Origin of the sequence: Aequorivita todarodis, assembly GCF_028561335.1 — a bacterium.
Classification (GTDB): Bacteria; Bacteroidota; Bacteroidia; order Flavobacteriales; family Flavobacteriaceae; genus Aequorivita; species Aequorivita todarodis.
The window spans coordinates 46,790-64,913 of sequence record NZ_JAQQTG010000016.1; the positions used below are offsets into that span (position 1 = coordinate 46,790).

Below are 18,124 nucleotides of genomic sequence, written 5' to 3' on the forward strand. Positions count from 1 at the left end.
GATTAGGGGGCGGTTTTAAAAAAAGAGGGATTCTTTAAAAAATGCAATCCTTATTACACTCCCCTTTTTCTATGCACTTTTAGGTGCACGCCCCTTTTCATTTTTTTTTGGAAAGGGGCTTTTTATTCCCATAAAGTCCCTATTACCGCCAACTTGCTATTTTAGCAAAAATAATTGTCCGCTTTCCCTGCGTAGTAACTACTTTTACTGTGTAAAAATAGTTTCGTTTCATGTATAGGTTTTGTACAATACTGCTGCTGCTACTTTCGAGTGTCTCCATATCACAGGAAGGTAATATCTCAGGTCTTTTGGCCCAGGCGGAAGATGTGCTTTATTCAGACCCGCAGGAAGCAATCCGTATTGCGGAATACATTTCGGAAAAATCGGACCAACCGGCAGAATTGCTGCAGGCGGCCTATCTTCTTACCCGCGGTTTTTATATAGAGGGAAAGTATAACCAAGCCTTAAAAATTGGGATGAAATTTTCCGAGGAAGAATTGAAAAGTGATCTTGGCACACAAATTCAACTTAATATTCTTCTTTCAAAATTACTTAAGGATCTTGAAATTAATTCGCTTGCCGTAAAATATAGCGATAAGGCAAAAAACTCATTGAAAGCAGACACCGATAGCGATACCCAAAATTGGGTAACGGGCAAGATTATTCAATATGGTTTAGAAAAAAACCAAAAGGACAGTCTTCCGGACCTCGACCAATTTTATAGTGCAAAAAGCAAATTCAATAAAATCACTTCTTCGCAAATTCCGTTTCAAATTGGAAATATTGACCTCGATTTGGCCGAAATGCACCTTCGTGAATCTCAGTTGGATTCAGCAGAAGTCTATCTGTCAAGTGCATTCCGCGAAAGCAAAAAAGAGAAATCGGGCAATTATCTGGAAATGAAAACACTTATCAAATACGGTGAGTTTCTCTTTCTGAAGAACGCGCATGCCGCAGCTATTGACACGTTGAACGCCGCGATGCTACTCGCCCAAAAATTCAGCAATCTTCCCGAACAAAATAAGGTTGCGCAAGCTATTTCGGAAAATTATTTGGCCCTAAACAATTTAGAAGAATTCAACAATTACAATCAAAGAGCCGATGAAATAAACACCGCGGTGGGCGATGCCGAAAATGATGCGGTAAATACGGCATATAATATTTTTAACCGTAATGAAACCGAAAGATTCAGCTTGTTTCGTGCCAATGCGAGATGGCATCTGTTAATTCTGGGCGGAATCCTATTGCTGCTATTGCTCTTTTGGGGATTCACAAAACTGAGGTATCGAGCCCGGATAAACCAGTACCGAAAATTTATAGGGTATTTGGAAAAAAGGAAAGAACCAAGTAAACTCCCTGCCCTGCCCAAAATTGATACCTCAAAAACCCTGAACATTCCCAAAGAGACGGAAGAACAATTGTTGGTGAAATTGGAAGAGTTTGAAAATTCATTGGATTTTATCAATAAGGAAATTTCGCTTTCGCGGATGGCACTTCAGTTTGAAACCAACACCAAATACCTGTCTGAACTGATAAACGCCCACAAGCAAAAAAATTTTAATACGTATATCAACGAGTTGCGGATCAATTACATAACGGACAAGCTGAAGAACGATCCCCAATATTTACAGTACAAAATAAGCTATTTGGCCGAAGAAAGTGGGTTTTCGTCCCACAGCGTTTTTGCCACGATATTCAAATCGGTTACCGGAATTTCGCCCACTACCTTTATAGACATATTGCAAAACAAACAAGAAAGCCCCGCGGCTTAGAATCTTAAAGATGAAAAGAATAATTACATATAATTTCTATTTCTTGATTGGAAGTTTTATCCTTTTCACCCAAGTGCTTTCGGCCCAACAAAACGCAGACAGCATTATTGATTTTGCAACGAACCAAATATACGAAAACCCGAACCTGGCCATTGAAACCGCGCAAGCGTTATTTGATGCCGGCGAATCCACAACCGACATTAAAGTGCGTGCGCTCATTATCATTTCCACGGCATATTCATCAAAAAGGGAATACGAAAAGTCGTTGGAATATTCCCGTGCTGCTATGGATATGTTGCCAAAAATCCAAAATATAGAGCTGAAGATAAGGCTGCTTAACCGGGTGGGCGGCCAGTACCAGGAATTAAATGTTTACGATAAAGCGTTGACCTATTTAGACGAAGCCTATAAATTGCTCGAATCCCTTTCGGAAAGCACTTATAAATCGGAAGCTATGGGTTTCAACAATTTGGTGCGTGGGTTTATTTATAGAGAGCAGATGAGTTGCGACACAGCACTGGATTATTTTAACAGCGCTATTGAAGCCTATCAAAAAATATCGCCCGAGGTAAATAAAAACTCAAACTTGAGCATTGCGTACTACAACAAGGGAAACTGCTTAATTACTACAAACAAAATAGACGATGCGGAAGCTAGTTTTCTGCAAGCAATAGCCTATGCGAAAAAAAACAATGCCAAAAGCCTGATAGCCTTTGCCCAAAAGGGACTTGCGGGGGTTTATACCTTAAAGGGCGACAACCTTAAAGCCATCAACCTGCTCGAAGAGGCACTTCAAAATTCGGAAGAAGTTGGGGATAAGATTCTAAATAGATCCATTTATCGCGCATTGGCCGAAAACTATTTAGCCGAAAATGATTTAAAAAACTATATCCTATACCGCGACAAAAACCTATCCATCCACAACGAAATAACAAAAACGGAACGGAAAACCATAGACAATTCCATCCAAAGTATAATGGAAGCAAACTCCAGAAAAGTTGAGGATTTTAAAAACAGGAACCAACTATTTCAGGCTATCTTGGTGCTGCTTATACTTGCAGTAATTGCATTCTTGGTCCGTTTGATCCTTTCTTCTGAAAAGACCCTCAAATCGCTCAAAAAGGAATTAAAGTTTTAATTTTTTCAGAAATAGTACATATACCGTCTTTACATTATTTATTTTTAAACTCGTTGACTATCAAGTATTTGCACTTTTATTATTTGAGAAATTCCGAATTCTGAAAGCCTATTCCTTTTATTAGCGGAGTAAATAATTTACTTTCGGACCATCAAAACTAAATCTATTTAAAAACAATTAACAATGAAAAAAATTACCTTTTTAGCAAAAAGCATCTTCGCGCTGTGCTTCTTTATGGGAGTAGCTTCTGTGGAGGCGCAGGTAGAATTCAAATTGCAGACGGAAATGTTCACGCGCTTCAGCGATGTGAATGATAACGGCCAAGGCGTTACTACGAGCCAATATTACGATTTTGCAACCAATGTACTTACCGATATGGAACCCGAAGCTACGGGTCTTTCCTCCATAAACAACAATGGCGATGTTTCGGGCCAAATGTATTATGACGAGCCAAATGGCATTATGCAGCCCGCGGTCAAAAAGAACGGAACTTGGACGCCAATTGGTTGGTTCCCAGCCTCAAATCCGGCAGAATCAGGCTTTACAACCTATGGTATTTCTCCAAACAGCAAATATGTAACCGGCCAAATGTCTATCGGTTGTTGTGATTTTGGTACTTTTTTATACGATACCGATACAGGAGAACTATTTGACGTTTTTGACCCTAACGGCGAAACTTTGACCGGATATGCGGTGACCGACGATGGTACTATGGGCGGTTGGTTGGATCAGCCAAATGGCGGGGGAACTTTAAGGGTACCTGCCTTTTTCAATAAAGACGGCGACATCACTTTAATCCCCGACGGACAGTTGCCAACTTTTAGTGTCAATGCTATTGTCGATATAAACAGCTCCAATGTGATGGTTGGCGATTTTGATGGCCAGCCTTTTATTTATGATGCGAATACCGCTACGTTTACAACCTTCGATACTCCCGAAGGCAATAACGGTACTTTTACGAGCATTTCAGACAATGGCATCGTAGTAGGTTATGAAGATGTTGATTTTCAAGTAAGGGAAGCAATAATCTACCATCCCGATTTAGGGCCTCAACCGCTATTTTTAAAAGATGTCCTTTCCGATTTGGGGATAACCATTGGCACAGCCGATGGTAGGTTGGGAACAGCTTACAAAATATCTGACAATGGAAACTATGTTGCGGGATGGGTAAATGGCCCACCGGTATTCGCCCAAGGTTGGATGGCTTATTTGGACGATAGTATAATTTTGGGCACACAGGATATTTCGCAAAACACCGTGTCTTTCTATCCAAACCCCGTTGAAAATACACTTCATTTAAACTCAAAAGAGGCGATTGATGCTGTAAGCGTTTACACGATTACGGGACAAATGGTTTCCAATGTAACCTTCAATGAAACCCGAACTGAATTGAATCTTTCAAGCTTGGCCAGCGGCGTTTACCTTGTGAAGGTAACCAGCAATGGCAGTGTGGAAAATTTAAAAGTGGTGAAACAATAAGCAGACTCCCTAATTCTGAGCACAACCGTGCTGGCCCCTTTTCATTTTTTGGAAAGGGGTTTTTTTGTGCTGCAAGGCTTTATTGCGAGGCGTGAAGCCGTTCATTGCTAATGAAGTGAAGCCAATCACTGAAGCGAAACATTGCTATAAGTAGAATTGATTGTAATGGTTTTATTGGAACTATTGTTTTGGTTATATCCCTTCACCAAAATCCTGTCCGCACTTTTGGATTCCTTTAGTTGAAGTGATTTTGGATATTTAAGGGTAGATTTCCTTCCGTTGAAATAAAATGAAAACGCACCCACTGGCGCTTTCACTTGGGCGTCGGTATTTTCCAGATTAATGTCTATAGTTTCAAAATCATTTGAAATTTTAGCGATGCTCAAATCTCCGAAAGAACCGGAAAGGAAGGCCTGGTTTGTAACATTGCCAATACGCACATCGCTGGAGTTGGCTTGCAGGTTTATATTTTGAACATTATCAATGGAACATTGATCCACAAACTTCAGGTTCAGCATACCTTGTTTCCAGGTATTTACCTGCACGGAAGCATAGGAAGCATTGATGGAGGTCTGTCCTCCATCAATGCTGTTTGCCTTAAAAGGCGTATAATCCAAATTGGCCTTCACGTTGTTTACATCTGCCATTTTTAAATTGCCGTGGCGAATGTTAACGTTGGTTTTCGCGTTTTTTGGCAGTCGGATGATGATTGTTTTTTTAGCATTCCCACTGCCCATACTACCTCCATCTCTTTGAATAACAATGGAAGAGCCGTTTTCTTTCTCATAATTCCTTTCTATTTCATTTGCCCAAGCTTCCATTCTTTTTCCGTATTCCTCGCCCCAAGCTTCCATACGTTCCCCATAAGCTTCCATCCGTTTTTCGTAGGCATCCATGCGCTTGTCTTTTGCTTCTTGTAACGCTTCATCTCTTTTTTCTTGGGCTTCCCGCCTTTTGCCATTGGCCGCTTTCATTGCTTCGTGCCTTCTTTCCTGAGCCTCCCTCCGTGCTTCGTTACGACTTTGGTCACGCTTGGCAACACTGTCAAAACGCTGGCCCCAAGCCTCCATCTTTTCTTCAAAGTCTTTGCCGAATCTCTTGTCCATTTCGGCTTCAAACTTTTTCATATAGCCTTTTTCATCTTTTTGATAAGCCTCATAATCAAACTGAATATTGCCGAGATCCTCAAACAGACCCTCCGGAAGTGGCGGCACCTGAATGTTTTGGATCATTGGCAGGACCATATTCTCCATCAGCGGGCCTATAAAATCCATTGGGGGCATAGGGTCCATTGCAAAACCTTGGTTGCCAGCGTTAGAGGCTATGCTCACTTTTTTGCTGTTTCCGCTAATGTTCAGGTCCCAGTTTTTCATAAGCTGCTGCTTCTCTTTTTCTGAAAGTTTTTCGTCTTCAATATAGGCTTCCACTTCCACTTTGTTTTTGTTCCAAGTTTCAAAAACGATGTTGGTATAGGAGGTATTCACTGATACTTCCACATCGTCCACAACGTTGAAACTTTCCACACGATTTTTTTGTGAATAGCTTACGGCGCCAAGCAACAGGAGCAAAAAAACCGCTATTCTAAGTTTGTATCGTTTTAAATTCTTCATTGTTTTGGGTTTTAAGTTCTTTTAATTTGTTTTTAAGTTTGAACAGCAAATCCAAACGTATTTTCAAATTTTCGATCAGTGCGGTTACGGTGGCTTCGGTAGGCCCAACTTTGCTGAGTTCAATATTTAAAGCGGTGTATTCCTTGTCCAGTTCTGCAAGCCTTTGCATATAGCCATCAACCAGCTCTTTGTTTTCCTCCGTTATTTTTAAGGAGGCCAATTGCACGTTGATTCCCGTCATATAATAATCCTGCAATTTTTTTAGTTCCGGTGAAATATCGGCCAACGTAAGTTGGGGCGTATCGGTTTGCGTACCGTTTTCAGCATTCGTATCAACCACGGATTTTGCAGGATCCTTCGGCATGTTTCCTGCTGTCTTTGAGAGTTGTTGGTATCCAACAACGCTTACCGCAAGCAATACGATTGCCACAGCTGCAATTTTCAGCCACAGGAATGAAGTGCTTTTTTCCTGCCTGCCAGCAGGCACGGCTTCAGAAATGGTTTCAGAAAAAGCGGCGTCCAGTCTCGATGCAAACCGTGCTTTGTGGCCCTTTGGTGGCTCCACAGGTTCCGGCGTGTAGTTCTCAAACATTTTTTTAATATCCCGTGCCATAGCGCAAGTGTTTTAGTTTTTCCTTCAATTTCATTTTACCTCGATGCAGGTAAGTCCGGGAAGCATTTTCAGAAATCTGCAGTATTTCTGAAATTTCCTGATGGTCATACCCTTCAATCAAAAATAATTTTACCGTGGTTCTATAATTGTCCGGCAATTCTTCAATGGCAGCCAAAACTTCCGAAACCGTCGTTTCATCAGCGATGGACCAATCCTCCTCCGTTTGGACAATTGTAAAAACTTCCTCATTTATAGATTCTGTTTCAAGTTTTCGTGCCTTGATGGCATCTAAGCAAGTATTGATAACAATCCTTTTCAACCAAGCCCCAAAAGTGACGTCTCCTTTAAACTGGCCTAGTTTTTTAAAAGCCTTAATAAAGGCTTCCTGCATCGCGTCTTCCGCCGCCGCGGTGTCCTTTAAATACCTTTGGGCTATTGCAAACATACCGTCGCAATATTTTCCATAGAGCATCATTTGTGCCTTTTGGTTGCACTGTTTGCATTGCTCGATAAGTAATGAATCGGACAAATTTGAAGTTTTTTGGTTGCTGTTCATCTAAAGGACGACAAAAGAATCTAGTTGTTGCAGATTTTCACTTTTTTTATTGGATGGTTTGTAAAAAACCAACCAAACGAGGTTGTTCAGCCGGGAAAACTGCCTTTAATCTTTTTATATTGTTTTTAAAACCTTGATTTTAAAATTTTCGTATCTTGGTCAGATAAATCCAATGTCGGCTTTATAAAAGTTTTCGGCTATTTATCTCCCCTCTATTGATTTTGGCATAAAAAATGCCATAACTTATTGATTTTAGTTTTTAATTCCCTGTTAGTTAAAATTTTAAAAAAAACACAAGAACGGACTTTGAACGAGTCCATATTTAAACTAACTTTGATAAAACTGTACTATTATGAAAAAGAACTACGCAGATTTTGACAAACTAAACCGCTTGCTGGTGGCTTGTTTTGAAGCGGAAAAATTGTATTACAATGCTGCTCAAGACGCCCAGACTACAGATTTAAAACGGTTTTTGAACTATATGGCCGTTGAAAGAAACAGAATGAGCCATGACATTTCCAACGAACTTCACTCGCGAGATATTGAACCGCTGAAGGAAGATGCCGAAAAGGGGAATATTGGCCGTACTTGGCAAGAAATAAAGGAAGCCCTGGAGCACTTTGACGCCGAAGCTATCGTGAACTCCTGCATAAGCCGCGACCGGAACAACATTAAAAGATATGATGAGCTTTTGGAACGCAAGGAGTTGCCCGACGGCATCCTTGAACTTTTGGAAAAGCAAAAGTATCAGTTGGAATGGTATATAAAACAAGCTTCGCAACAACCTAAGAAAAGTCCTTTTGTGGAAGAAAAGAAAGAAGAACCCGCAAAAGAGGATGAAAGAGGCAAAGTGATAAACTTGAAAGCGATGTAAAACAATAAAGCCCCGAACGTTCGGGGCTTTGTTATATATAGCGATATTCGATTTTATTCATCCAAAAGCAAATTCAAGGTAACCGTAATATTATCGCGCGTAGCTCTGGAATACGGGCACACTTCGTGGGCCTTATTTACCAATTGCTCCCCGGTTTCAATATCCACTCCCGGCAGGTAACAATCCAAAGTAGCCCGCAATTGTAACTCGCCATCTTTTGTTTTCCCTATTTCAATGTTTGCGGTAACGCTCATATCGTCGCCCAATTTTATTTTTTTGCTTTCGGCCACCATTTGTACCGCGCCTCCAAAGCACGCCGCGTATGCGCTGCCAAAAAGTTGTTCGGGGTTGGTGCCTTTTCCACCCTTTCCTCCAAGACCTTGGGGAAGTGAAAGTTCCATATCTATTTTTCCGTCATCGGTGGTTACGTGGCCTTCCCTTCCGCCTATGGCTGTTGATGATGCTTCATATAATGTTTTCATTTTTTCAGAATTTTAAAATTATTAAATTTTCAAGATACAGTGTTAAACTCGTTTCTAAAAGAACAAATTCATAAAATTGTCCTAAATTCACACTGTGGCAACAAAGAAAAAAAATACAAGTGCTTTAAACGAAAAAGAAGGCGTTTCGCAACCAGAAACCTTAAACATGGAAGCTGTGAAGCAACTCCAAACCCAAAAAAAGAGGGCGCAATCCGTCGGGGAACTGATCGCTGGAATCTTAAATAAAAACCAAACCGCACTTAGCCAGGCCATTACCATTATTGAAAGCACGGCCCAAAAACACCAACTGCAAGCAAAGGAAATTATTGAAAAATGCCTGCCGCACGCAAACCGATCAATTCGCATCGGCATTACGGGCGTTCCCGGCGTGGGCAAAAGCACGTTTATTGAAAGCTTTGGAAAACTGTTGATTTCCGAAGGAAAAAAAGTGGCAGTACTTACCGTGGACCCAAGCAGCAGCATTAGCAAAGGGAGCATTTTGGGCGACAAAACCCGAATGGAGGAATTGGTAAAAGAAAAAAACGCTTATATCCGTCCTTCAGCCAGTGGCGATACCTTGGGCGGCGTGGCCCGAAAAACGCGCGAAACCATCATCCTCTGCGAAGCCGCAGGTTTTGATGTGATCCTGATTGAAACCGTGGGCGTTGGCCAAAGTGAGACTGCAGTCCATTCTATGACAGATTTCTTCCTGTTGCTAAAACTTGCCGGTGCCGGCGATGAACTGCAGGGCATTAAACGCGGCATTATGGAAATGGCAGACTCCATTGTTATCAACAAGGCCGATGGCGACAATTTAAAGGCCGCAAAGATGGCGAAAAACGAATTTAACCGTGCCCTTCATCTCTATCCCGCCAAGGAAAGCGGCTGGGCACCAAAAACACTTTTGTGCAGCGCCCTTAAAAATGAAGGCATTGCTGAAATCTGGGAAGTGGTTTCAAATTATTTTGAAACCGTAAAAGGCAACGGCTATTTTCAATATAAGAGAAAAGAGCAAAATAAATTCTGGTTAATGCAAACCATTGAAAGTCGATTAAAAAGTGAATTTTACGCGAATCCTTCAGTAAAAGTAGAACTGGAAAAACAGCTGAAAGCTTTGGATGAAAACAGGACTACTCCTTTTGCGGCGGCGGAGAAAATCTTAAGTTTTAAAAATTAATTCTTAATCAATTTCTTTACAGTTTCCTTTGCTTTATCATCCCTCAATTTTACAAAATAGATTCCGTTTGAAAGTTTCTCTGTTTCTATGAAATAGATGCCATTTGGGTTGAATTGTTTTAATAAGAGTTGGCCCAATTCGTTATAGATATCAATTTGCTGAATTGTACCATTGTATTTAATTGAAACATTCCCTTTTGTGGGAACTGGAAATAATGACAATTCTTTCCAAGAATTCTCTGGCACACTTAATTCATCAATTATCGTAGTTGTTACGGTATTGGTTATAATTGGTGGATTGAAGTCGAAAAATATATTTGCAGTATTGTTCACAAAATCACCAATTTGAAGGTCAAGCATTGGAAGTACCTGAAACGCAATGTATCCTTTACTAGCTTCGGGATCGGTACTTTCTGGAGGAAGGTCTATGTTTTCAAATATGAAATAAACCTCATTATCATTCCTTATTTCAACCCGATAGTCGTGACTAGAGGATAGGGTTCTGACGGTGTTCCAGTTTAAGTTATCGCTCAATTGATCGCTAATTTTTACTGTAGTGGCATTAGCCGTACCCGTATTCTGAAAACGAACAACATAATCTAAATATTCACTCGCTTCTTCAATAAAAATAGAAACACCTTGAGCCACTTGCTTGTCATTTGGATCATAGGAGTTTACGATTATTTGATTCAAATCGGCTACATTATTGTCTGGATTTATATCCGAACTTATGGGGTTAATAATTGCACTGAACTGTAACACATCGTCCCCTTGGTTTATTGGGGGTGGAAATGTATTGAAAACAGCCCTGATCTCTCTGGATTGGAAGGGAACCAAATCTGTAAAATCCCATGAAATAAGGTTTCCATTTATACTTGTCTGTGAGGGATCAGCTATTAAAAAACCTTGTCGGGAATCGTCAAATTGTAAGCTTACTTCCCCGTCCAGAGGTTGGGTTCCCAAGTTTTCATAGACTATCAAATATTCTGAATCAAACCCCGGCCGTGCCGCGTCTAAAGGCAGGATGGAAACTCGGAGGTCATCAAAAACAGTAGTGGCGGTTAAACAGAAATCGGCGGTGTCTTCGTTTCCATTTCCTGTGAAAACTGTAGTGACCGAAGCTGGTGCTGCTTCAAAATTCGCTGGTAAAGATTCAGAATTGATTGTAGTGGTAAAGGTACCTTCACCTACAAAAACGACATAAGAACCATCTTCATTTGTCAATGTTCTGTAATTGTTTACGCCATTGGTAACATCAACAAGTAGGGAGCTAGCGTTATAATCTGATTGATCGCAACCGTTTGTGTCAAAATCATAACGAATATTTCCTAAAATGGTGTTGTAATTGCATAGGCTCAAAATTTCGGTATCGGTATTACAATCCGACCTGTTACTGTAAATATTGTAATCGGTAGATGACTGTAAATAACCGCAGACAGGCAAAATGGAGCACATACTCAAATTATCATTAAAGGAAATGTTGAGATAATCAAGCAAATTATAATCTAAATTATTAAGTCCTTCAAGACTAGTTAGACTGTAATTTTCTTTAATTATTAATTCTCCATTCACAGAGTGTAAATTTTCAAGACCTACGAAATTCTGTAGCCAAGTATTATAATCTAATTGCAAATCTCCCCCTACCGTTTCCAAACTTGAAATACCATTCAGTGATTCCATTATTCCAGAAATCCTGAAATTTCCGCCAATAGAATTCAATTGTCCCAACCCTGTAAAATCAATTACTGGGTCACCTTGACTTGTTCCATATTGCGTGGGCACGGTATTGAAATTCCCGCCAATAGAAGTTAAATTGTCCAGCCCAGAATAGGTAGAAAAATCTCCACGGATCAAACAATCACCTGTTATTGTTGTCAGTCCTTCCAAACCATATAAACCAGGCATATTATAGGTGCTGTCTAAATACAAATTTCCATTTATAGTCGTAACATTTTGCCAACCGGATAAGGAACTAAGGGTTCCTATCAGCGTAACATCACCACCAATGGAGGTAATGGAATTCATAATGAGATTTACAGCTGTGCCGTTTCCTAAATCCTCTAATCTAAAATAATCCCCTACAGTGGTTAAATTATCCAAGTTTAAATACGTGGTCATTTGTTCTATTTCAAAATGGCCACTTACATTTTCTAAGGAAGAAAAACTTACGTGATTTAACCCATTGCGAATTATTTCAACATTCCCTGGAATATCAACCAAAGAGTTCATTTCAATTTTATTTACGGCACTCTGGTAAAATGTAATAAAATCGCCCAAGGAGGTCAAAACATTCATCCCGGGAATTTCCTTAAGGCCATCACATCCAATAACCGAAATACCACCCCCAACGGTAGTTAAATTTGGTGGCCAGTAAAAATATTCAAAATCAAAATCTATATCAAATAAGTAGAACGTTCCACCAATGGACTCCAATGAATCAAATCCTTGAAATTGGGGAACAAAAGTGATGTATCTGTAGGATAGGTCGCCACCAATAGTAATCAAGGAGTCAAAACCTGTGTTTATTTTGCACTTGCCCATATACAACTCTCCACCAATGGTCAATAGGTTATTCAAGCCCTCCACATCCTGAAAAGAATCCATATTGTTAAATCTTAAAGAACCACCAATAGAGGTTAATTGTGTCAATGTATTTAGATTCCCAATACTTACTCTATCAAACAAAACATTTCCACCAATGGATGTTAATGTATTGAAGTTTGGCAAAGATCCCAGAAAAGGGCAAGTTGAAAATCTCATATCGCCACCAATCGTTGCCAAGGTTTCAAAACCCTGGAAGGTTGATGCAATGGAATTGCTACTGAAAATAAAATCGCCTTCAACAGTTGAAACCAAGGGAAAAGGATTGATATTACTCAGCGATTGATTATTCTCTATTGAAAAATCTCCATGAATGGTTGCTATGGAATTAAAGCCATTTATTGTATTTAAATTTGAATTTGTTTTAATAGAAAAGGAACCCACGGTTTCCAAAGAATTAAATGTATTTATGGATTGAAGCGCTGGATTGCTATTTATGGAAAATGATCCTGTAATCTCCGTAACACTACTGAAACCGGAAAAGTTTATCAAATGATTGTTGTTATTAAGGTTAAAATCGGAACCTACGGAAAGTAAGGAAGAAAATCCATCCAGTGTAACCAAATTAGTATTGCCGCTTAAAAGCAACCCAGAGCTAATGGTTTCAACGTTGTTGAACCCTGAAATTGTATGTAAATTGATAGAACCGGTAATTTCTATAGAACCTGGCAGATTTGTTAAACTCTCAAAACCTGTTACGGTAAGTAGGGAATAATTATTATTTAAAATCAAATCTCCTCCTAAGTTGGAAAGAGTATTGAATTCTGGAATAGTGGCCAATTGTGAATTACCGTAAATCTTAAAATAATCGCCAATGGAAGTCAGCGAATTAAATCCAGCAATGGAATTGAGAATATTATTATCAAAAACAGCCATATAACCCCCTATTTCCGAAATGTCAGAAAAATCTATATTGGTAAGAAAATCACAATTATTAATGAGCAATGACCCCCCGATAGTTTGTAGTGTTGCACTATTCATGGTCTCTATTTTACCGTTGGTAATAATAAAATCGCCACCTATTGATTGAAGCGATAACAACCCGTCCATATCTGTAATTTTTGAATTGGTATTCAAGTCCAAATTCCCGCCGATACTGGTAAGTGCATCCAATCCATTAAAGGAACTTAATTGATTGGTTATATCCAGATTGCCGCCAATACTTTCCAAATTTTGGAATCCATCGAAATCCAAAACATTATAACTGATATTAAAAACTATAAAATTGCCGCCAATACTTTCCAGACTATTTGCGCCGGAAAGACTGGTAAGACGAGTGTTATTCTTAAATTTAAGATCTCCTCCAATTGTGGTTAAAACATCCAAACCCATTAGACTAATTATCTGATAATTTAATTCAGCGTCCAAAGATCCTCCAATGGTTGTAAGGGAATCCAAACCAGAAAATCTTTTTATACTACGGGCAACAAAATCACCACCGATGGTGGTGAGGGAACCAAGACCAAGGCAGTCATAAAACAAAGTCCCAGAAACTTCAAATTTCCCAGAAATAGTTGTTAGGTTCTCTAACCCCGTTGCACGATGTAAAAGACCATTTGCTGTTATCACAAAATCTCCATCAATAGATGTTATGGAATTCAAACCATTTAAGTTTTCAATAGTGCTTCCACTAATGGTCAAATTGTCGGTGAGTTGGGTACAGCCGGGGTAATTTATTGCAAAATTATCAATATCCGCTTGTGTGGAAAGTACTATAGGTCCCACCGGACATTGCGCAGCAATATAATTAAAACAGAAAAGTATGAGAGAGGCGAGTAATGTAGTTTTACGCATGTTTTTTTTCGCCAATATACATTATTTTTAATTTCTTTAACAAAATTATAACATTGAAAAACATCGCAAAAGTATCTAATCAGAATAATATTCTGAAAACTAATCGATTACTATATTAAAAATTATTTTTAAACCATTCGGCCGGTGCTTCCAAACCCGCTTTTAGCGTAGTCTGTGGGTTGTAGTTCAATAATTTTCTGGCCTTGTCTATGTGCGCTTTGGTCTGCGAATGGTCGCCGGCGAGGGGCGGTTTCCCTTAAAAGATGAAAAGTAGAAATCTCCAATGATGGCTGCTATATTTTGGAGATATAAAATACATTTCAGATTTCACCCATTGGAACTTAGATTACAATCCTTTCCCTATGTAATTTCACCGAAACGTAAAAAATAAGAAGTGTCAAAATTCCAAAAAGCACGGCGGATGACCCTATGGTTCCCAAGTCTAGCCCACCTTTATCGGTAGATTTGGTGAGCAAATCTCCAAAAGTGGCACCAAAGGGTCTAGTAAGTACAAATGCTATCCAAAACAGAATAACGTTCGATATTTTGGTGAAAAAATGTAAAAGAGCGGTAATCAAGATTAGCGAACCTATCAAGAATGCTCCGCCGCTAAAGCCCAATCCTGAATCATCCGCCAAATAATCACCAAGCGCTGTTCCCAAAGTATTTGAAATTAAAATGGTTATCCAATAGAACATTTCGGGCCTAAAGTTTTTAATATCGGTAACTGAAAGTGAACCCTCAATTTTGTACCAAATAAAAAGTATGGAAACGAGCATTATGGCCAATATAGATGCCCCCGTTGCGTAACCCAGGCCCAAGGTTCTATCCATAAAATCAGACATCGTAGTGCCGGCCGTGCTCGTGGCAATAATAACCAACCAGTACAAAATAGGAATGTATTTTTTTACGCTCAACTGGGCTATTAGCGTTGCAATAAAAAAACCAATCAGAATTATGGAACTAAGCCCGTACCCAATATTGAACTTCATCGAAAGCATGTCGCCCGCGGTTTCTCCCAAGGTAGTTGCGCAAATTTTCATTATCCAAAAAACCAATGTTACTTCAGCTACTTTTTTCATTTTTCTTATTTTTTTACACAAACAGTCAAATTCTTTGGATGGATTGCAATCTCAATGCTCGGTTCTTTCAGCGTGAAAAGCCCACCATCCTTTTGGACCTTTAAAATTGTATTGTCCAAATTCTTAATTTCCAAAGCCGTAAGTTGTTGAAACCGAACTTCCTTTAACCAATGATGTTTTTTGAAAAGAAATAGCACGGTAAAAAGCCCGAGTTTGAAACGTGAAAGTTCTGGCACGATAACCACATCCAACAATCCGTCCTGCAATGAAGCGCGGGGCGTCAAGCTCATTTTATAACCCATTTCGTTTGAATTGGAAACAAAAAGCAAAAAGGGCGAAATCAATTCGGTGGTTCCGTTGTATTTCAGTTCCACCACATTTTTATAGTGATATTTTTTCAGCGTTCGAAAAGTAGATTGAACATAACTGAAAAGTTGGCGCGTCGTATTTTCCTCAAAGTCTGAAATGACGTGCGCATCAAAACCAACGCCAACATTGCTGAAAAATGGCTTACCGTTTATTGTTGCCGTATCAATCGCGATTGTATTTTGGTTTTTAATGATGCTGAGCGCTTTCTTAAAATTCTTCGGAATTTTCAAATTGGAAGCCAATCCATTGCCCGAACCCATCGGCAAAATTCCCAAAACCACCGAAGTATTCACCAAACAGGAAGCTACTTCATTAATGGTTCCATCGCCACCGCAGGCAACTATAATTTGCGCGCCTTCTTCAATGGAAGCTTTTGTGAGGGCCGTGGCGTGTAAAACAAATTCGGTTTTCTTTATTGAAATTATAAATTCAGACTTCGGAAAATAGGCTTCCAACATATCGATGGAAAGTTCATTTTTCCCTTTCCCCGCAATTGGGTTTACAATAAAATGAAGATTAGTTTTCAAGTCCCAAACTGTTTAGTTTCAACCCGCCATTTGAAAATAAATAGTCGGCGGTCTGGTAGTTTGAAATTATTTCCTTCAGAAACGTTTCATCTTCTTTCAGCGGTAAAAGTTCGTTTGTTTCACGGTTCCATTGATAAAAATTTGAAACCTTTTGGTCGCCCAAAACTAGTATGTTATCATTTTTTTTCAGCAGACCAAGTTTTCTGTAAGTACCCACAAAGGCGCGTTCTTCCTCAGGTTTCATTTTTAAAATATCCGTTCCGTATAAGTTGGAATTGTAGTTCCAATTTAAAATTGAAAAAAGCGTTGGAAAAATATCTATCTGCGAAGCCATTTTATCAATCTTTAGGGGCGGAGTGTTTGGCAGATTTAGTATCAATGCGGGAATGTGATAATTTTTAACATCCAGTTCCTGCCGGCCAGCGCTGGAGGCGCAATGGTCTGCCATAATAATGATGACCGTGTTTTTATACCATTTCTTTTGCCGTGCTTTTTTCAAAAATTCACCAATCGCATAATCGGTATATTTTACGGCACCACTTCTCCCCGAGCCCGATGGAATGTCAATTTTTCCTTCCGGATAGGTGTATGGTCTGTGATTGGAAGTCGTCATCACAAAATCGAAAAAAGGTTCTCCGGCGTTGTGGGCTTCATCGGCAATTTTCATTACTTTGTTGTAAATATCTTCATCCCCAATTCCCCAAGCGTTTTCAAAAGTTACCTCATCATCCTCAATATTGGTGCGGGTTTTGGTAATGCTCGCATCCAGTAAAAAACCGCGGCCACGGTCCACGATGTTAAACCCGTTTCCGCCAAAAAAACTGTTCATATTGTCAAAATAGCCATCGCCACCGTAAAAGAAATTTCTGTTATAGCCTTTCTGCCTAAAAACCTCGCCAATGGTAAATAGCTGTTGGTTGTTTTCACGCTTCACGATGCTTCGGCCCGGAGTTGGCGGAATGGAAAGCGTAATAGCTTCCATCCCCCGAACGGTACGGGTTCCCGTGGCAAAAAGGTTGGTGAAAAACAGACTGTGGTTTGCCAGGGAATCCAAGGTTGGTGTAATGTTTTCGGTATTTCCGAAGCTTCCGAGAAACTTTGCGCTAAGGCTTTCCACACAAATAAAAATTACGTTGGGCCTTTCTTCGGGCAGCGAATCTGTATTCGAAATATTTCGATAAATCAATTCCTTTTCAGGAAAAAGCAGACTGTCGCCGCGCTTTTTAAATTCGTTTTTCACTTCGGAAAAAGCTTCGTTTAGAGGCAAAGTTTTGTAAAAATCTGTAAATGAAAGCTCGTTATTTTGAAAGGCCGCAAAGAAAGAATATATCCCAGTTTTTGCAATTTCGTTGTTGTACCGGTTTTCAAATTGCTCGGCATCCTTGTTTTTTACGAAGAGCGCAAAAACCAGAACAGTACCAACAACCAGCAGTGTGGGGAACAGCTTCTCCCCAAAAGTACTTTCGCTTTGAAATGTTTTCTTAAAAATGCCCATTCGCACAGTGATAAAAAGAAGCGCTGCCGTAAGTATTAAAATTCCGCTCACCAATAATGGAATGGGGTACGATTCGTTGATGTTCTTTACTACTTCATAGGTATAAATTAAATAATCAACGGCGATAAAATTGAACCGATTTTTGAATTCTTCCCAAAAAGTGATTTCCGCAAAAAAGGAAAAAAGAAATATCACAAGCCCCAGGGAATAGGCGAACCAGGTTGCTATCCTATCAAAAATTGACCCGTGCCACCGCCGTGGAAGCAACAATAAATAAAGGGCGTACGGCAGCGCGAAAAACGAAACCGTGCCCAAATCAAACAGGAAACCTATTAGGAATGTATTTGCTATTTTGAAAAAAGACAGGTCTATTTCCTTAAACACCCAAACCACAAAAATGAGCCGTAGGAGGGTGGATAGCATGATAAAAATTTTTACAAAGTAAAAAAGCAGTTTAAACCGGGAAGGGAATAGTTTGGACACGCTGAAATCAATTTAAGTACGAAGGTAGTATCTAAACTGAAGAGCCCCTATTTATAGTGTCCCGAGGATGTCC

The 18,124-nt window shown here is 39.6% G+C and carries 13 protein-coding genes; 5 read left to right on the top strand and 8 right to left on the bottom strand.

Annotated features, from left to right (window positions below; genetic code table 11):
- Positions 1-230: 230 nt before the first annotated feature.
- The 3 genes from POV26_RS06225 (at position 231) to POV26_RS06235 (ending at position 4,389) form a co-directional block, all read left to right on the top strand.
- Complete coding sequence (locus POV26_RS06225) at positions 231-1,772, top strand: helix-turn-helix domain-containing protein (RefSeq protein ID WP_272855611.1); 1,542 nt, start codon at positions 231-233, stop codon at positions 1,770-1,772.
- A gap of 10 nt (positions 1,773-1,782) precedes the next feature.
- Complete coding sequence (locus tag POV26_RS06230; protein WP_272855612.1) at positions 1,783-2,910, top strand: tetratricopeptide repeat protein; 1,128 nt, start codon at positions 1,783-1,785, stop codon at positions 2,908-2,910.
- 183 nt (positions 2,911-3,093) lie between these two features.
- Positions 3,094-4,389, top strand: a complete 1,296-nt coding sequence (locus tag POV26_RS06235) for a T9SS type A sorting domain-containing protein (protein ID WP_272855613.1) — start codon at positions 3,094-3,096, stop codon at positions 4,387-4,389.
- Positions 4,390-4,514: 125 nt separating this feature from the next.
- Here the strand turns inward: POV26_RS06235 and POV26_RS06240 are convergent, their stop codons facing one another.
- The 3 genes from POV26_RS06240 to POV26_RS06250 are packed head-to-tail and all read right to left on the bottom strand — an operon-like array spanning position 4,515 to position 7,141.
- Positions 4,515-5,999 carry a DUF4097 family beta strand repeat-containing protein gene (locus POV26_RS06240; protein ID WP_272855614.1) on the bottom strand — a complete coding sequence of 495 codons (1,485 nt, stop codon included), beginning with the start codon at positions 5,997-5,999 and terminating at the stop codon, positions 4,515-4,517.
- Positions 5,971-6,612 (bottom strand): hypothetical protein, encoded by a 642-nt coding sequence (locus POV26_RS06245; protein ID WP_272855615.1) that lies wholly within the window; start codon positions 6,610-6,612, stop codon positions 5,971-5,973. Before POV26_RS06245 ends, POV26_RS06240 begins: the two co-directional genes overlap by 29 nt.
- Positions 6,596-7,141, bottom strand: a complete 546-nt coding sequence (locus POV26_RS06250) for an RNA polymerase sigma factor (protein ID WP_272855616.1) — start codon at positions 7,139-7,141, stop codon at positions 6,596-6,598. Before POV26_RS06250 ends, POV26_RS06245 begins: the two co-directional genes overlap by 17 nt.
- Before the next feature lie 379 nt (positions 7,142-7,520).
- On the opposite strand from POV26_RS06250, the gene POV26_RS06255 reads away from it, so the two are divergent.
- Positions 7,521-8,042, top strand: a complete 522-nt coding sequence (locus tag POV26_RS06255) for a DUF2383 domain-containing protein (RefSeq protein ID WP_272855617.1) — start codon at positions 7,521-7,523, stop codon at positions 8,040-8,042.
- 53 nt (positions 8,043-8,095) lie between these two features.
- Here the strand turns inward: POV26_RS06255 and POV26_RS06260 are convergent, their stop codons facing one another.
- On the bottom strand, positions 8,096-8,524 hold the full coding sequence (locus POV26_RS06260) for an organic hydroperoxide resistance protein (RefSeq protein WP_272855618.1): 429 nt from the start codon (positions 8,522-8,524) through the stop codon (positions 8,096-8,098).
- 94 nt (positions 8,525-8,618) lie between these two features.
- Between POV26_RS06260 and meaB the strand changes: the two genes are divergently transcribed.
- Positions 8,619-9,701: a methylmalonyl Co-A mutase-associated GTPase MeaB gene (gene meaB / locus POV26_RS06265; protein ID WP_272855619.1), complete on the top strand. Its 1,083-nt coding sequence runs from the start codon at positions 8,619-8,621 to the stop codon at positions 9,699-9,701.
- Here meaB and POV26_RS06270 read toward each other — a convergent pair.
- The 4 genes from POV26_RS06270 to POV26_RS06285 form a co-directional block, all read right to left on the bottom strand.
- Entirely contained in the window at positions 9,698-14,095 is a 4,398-nt protein-coding gene (locus POV26_RS06270; protein ID WP_272855620.1) for a DUF7619 domain-containing protein, read from the bottom strand. The two genes, meaB and POV26_RS06270, sit on opposite strands and share 4 nt — an antisense overlap.
- Positions 14,096-14,436: 341 nt before the next feature.
- Positions 14,437-15,177: a COG4705 family protein gene (locus tag POV26_RS06275; RefSeq protein WP_272855621.1), complete on the bottom strand. Its 741-nt coding sequence runs from the start codon at positions 15,175-15,177 to the stop codon at positions 14,437-14,439.
- A 5-nt stretch (positions 15,178-15,182) separates the two neighbouring features.
- On the bottom strand, positions 15,183-16,073 hold the full coding sequence (locus POV26_RS06280) for a diacylglycerol/lipid kinase family protein (protein WP_272855622.1): 891 nt from the start codon (positions 16,071-16,073) through the stop codon (positions 15,183-15,185).
- The gene (locus POV26_RS06285) at positions 16,063-17,991 is read right to left on the bottom strand and encodes an LTA synthase family protein (protein WP_272855623.1); all 1,929 of its coding nucleotides are present in this window, start codon (positions 17,989-17,991) and stop codon (positions 16,063-16,065) included. Before POV26_RS06285 ends, POV26_RS06280 begins: the two co-directional genes overlap by 11 nt.
- Between the last annotated feature and the right edge of the window lie 133 nt (positions 17,992-18,124).

Excerpts from the sequence above, each read along its gene's own strand:
- POV26_RS06225 (WP_272855611.1), top strand. The coding sequence starts at position 231 with ATGTATAGGTTTTGTACAATACTGCTGCTGCTACTTTCGAGTGTCTCC.
- POV26_RS06230 (WP_272855612.1), top strand. The coding sequence starts at position 1,783 with ATGAAAAGAATAATTACATATAATTTCTATTTCTTGATTGGAAGTTTT.
- POV26_RS06235 (WP_272855613.1), top strand. The coding sequence starts at position 3,094 with ATGAAAAAAATTACCTTTTTAGCAAAAAGCATCTTCGCGCTGTGCTTC.
- POV26_RS06240 (WP_272855614.1), bottom strand. The coding sequence starts at position 5,999 with ATGAAGAATTTAAAACGATACAAACTTAGAATAGCGGTTTTTTTGCTC.
- POV26_RS06245 (WP_272855615.1), bottom strand. The coding sequence starts at position 6,612 with ATGGCACGGGATATTAAAAAAATGTTTGAGAACTACACGCCGGAACCT.
- POV26_RS06255 (WP_272855617.1), top strand. The coding sequence starts at position 7,521 with ATGAAAAAGAACTACGCAGATTTTGACAAACTAAACCGCTTGCTGGTG.
- POV26_RS06260 (WP_272855618.1), bottom strand. The coding sequence starts at position 8,524 with ATGAAAACATTATATGAAGCATCATCAACAGCCATAGGCGGAAGGGAA.
- POV26_RS06270 (WP_272855620.1), bottom strand. The coding sequence starts at position 14,095 with ATGCGTAAAACTACATTACTCGCCTCTCTCATACTTTTCTGTTTTAAT.
- POV26_RS06275 (WP_272855621.1), bottom strand. The coding sequence starts at position 15,177 with ATGAAAAAAGTAGCTGAAGTAACATTGGTTTTTTGGATAATGAAAATT.
- POV26_RS06285 (WP_272855623.1), bottom strand. The coding sequence starts at position 17,991 with ATGCTATCCACCCTCCTACGGCTCATTTTTGTGGTTTGGGTGTTTAAG.